Below are 1,658 nucleotides of genomic sequence, written 5' to 3'. Positions count from 1 at the left end.
TCCGGCCTCGCCCCTGCGGCTGGCCATGAACCCGTTCTTCCCGATGGAGCACCGCCTCGAGCGGGTCGTCGAGGCCACGGATCGGGCCGAGCGCCCTGTCGTGTATCCAGCCGAGAGCCGGAACGCGGACACACAGCCTGGTCACCTGCCGCCGGAGGTGGCCGTCGCCCTCGCCTGGCAGGCTCCCGTCCAGGCGCCCCCGCGCCGCCCCCGCCGTGCTGCCCGCCCCGCTGGCGGGCAGTAACCCCGTACGCAGTCCTTGGAGGCGCCCCTGAACCGCAACTCCCCGCTCGACCCGCCCACCCCAAGCGGCACCCGGTCCGCGTACCGGGTCGGCCCCCGGCACCTGGCCGGTGACGACGGACGTCTCTACGACGTCGTCGCGGACACGCTCGCCGGCCTCGGCTGGACCAGCCTCGCGATCGTCCGCGGACGTCAGGAGCCCGACGATGCCCTGGAGGACCGGCAGGTCCTGCGCAGCACCGTGCTCCACATCAGCCCCGACACCCTCCGGTGGGCGCAGTGGATGCCGCCCGACGAGCCGTTCCACCTGGGCGACCTGCCGATCGCGTGGCAGATCTCCGCCCGCCGGGACGGGACTGCGCCCCTTGCGCAGTGGTCCGCCTACTTCACCCTGGATGTGCCGGGCGAGGTTCTCGCCGACTTCCTCCTCGCGCTCGACGCCCGCGACGACCCCACCGCCGCGTATACCGGGCCTGGGCTGGTCCTCGATGCCGTCACGGCCCACGGCTGGCTCCGCGACGTCGACCAGCCCGACGCTGGCGCGGCGGACCCGACGTTCACCTCTCACCTCAGCCTCGGCGAGGTGCCGCCCCTGATCCAGGACGCCGACCCCCGCGTCCTGATCGTCGAGGCGGACGAGACGGGACCCGCCGGATGGCAGGCATGGGCGCAGCCTGCACTGGGCGCGCCCTTTTTGTGGGCCGCGTCCTTCGGCGCCAGCGTGCCGCACGACCTTGTCGCGGTCTTCGCCGCCTCCCTCAGCTCCACCGTCCCGGTCCTGCGCCGGGTGCTGCCCGAGAGCACGCGGGACCGACTCCTGCGCGCCCCGGCCGGCTGAGCGCAGGAACACCGCGCACATAAGCCCGGCCTCCCGCTTCGGGAGGCCGGGCTTCGTGGTGTTCCGGACTGATCGCTCACTGTCTCGGGCTGTCGCCGAAGGGTCAGGTACAACCACGGCGCCCCCGGTCGTTCGCGTGACCGGGGGCGCCGTGGCATACGGAGGAGTGTCAGCGGGCTGCTGTCGCCTTGGCGAGAGCCTGGCCGAGGTGCCGGTCGACGAGGGCGGGTGAGCCGGAGACGATCAGCAGCAGGTTTCCGGTGCGGACCGCGGTCTGCTTGACGACGCTCTCCTGTCCGCCGACGGAGAAGGTGAGCAGCCGGCTCCAGCGCTCGTCGCCGAGCTGGGGCGCGGACGTCTTCCGGGTGGCGACGTCGATCGCGTTGCTGCCTGCCAGAACCTGGTACTGCGGGCAGCCGGTCATCGCGTCGAAGATCCGCCTGGTGCCGGCCGTGCAGGTGAAGGACGCCTTCACCTGGCGGGGGAAGTCGAGCGAGCCTGCGGTGGCCGCGTCACCGCCCAGCCGGTTGAGGGCGGGGCAGCCGAGCACCGTCACATCGTCGTGCTGCGTGGTGCC

The 1,658-nt window shown here is 73.0% G+C and carries 2 protein-coding genes and 1 pseudogene; 2 read left to right on the top strand and 1 reads right to left on the bottom strand.

Annotated features, from left to right (window positions below; genetic code table 11):
• Positions 1–13: 13 nt before the first annotated feature.
• Entirely contained in the window at positions 14–244 is a 231-nt protein-coding gene (locus tag RH94_RS42050; RefSeq protein ID WP_079189119.1) for a hypothetical protein, read from the top strand.
• Positions 245–259: 15 nt separating this feature from the next.
• A complete protein-coding gene (locus RH94_RS02635) occupies positions 260–1,081 on the top strand; it encodes a DUF317 domain-containing protein (protein ID WP_073946049.1) in 822 nt (273 codons plus the stop codon).
• A 169-nt stretch (positions 1,082–1,250) separates the two neighbouring features.
• Here RH94_RS02635 and RH94_RS02630 read toward each other — a convergent pair.
• Positions 1,251–1,658: pseudogene (locus RH94_RS02630) on the bottom strand (hypothetical protein); the annotation flags it as partial.

It is taken from the genome of Streptomyces kebangsaanensis (assembly GCF_001906585.1).
Taxonomy (GTDB): Bacteria; Actinomycetota; Actinomycetes; order Streptomycetales; family Streptomycetaceae; genus Streptomyces; species Streptomyces kebangsaanensis.
This window is presented reverse-complemented; position numbering and strand designations above follow the sequence as displayed.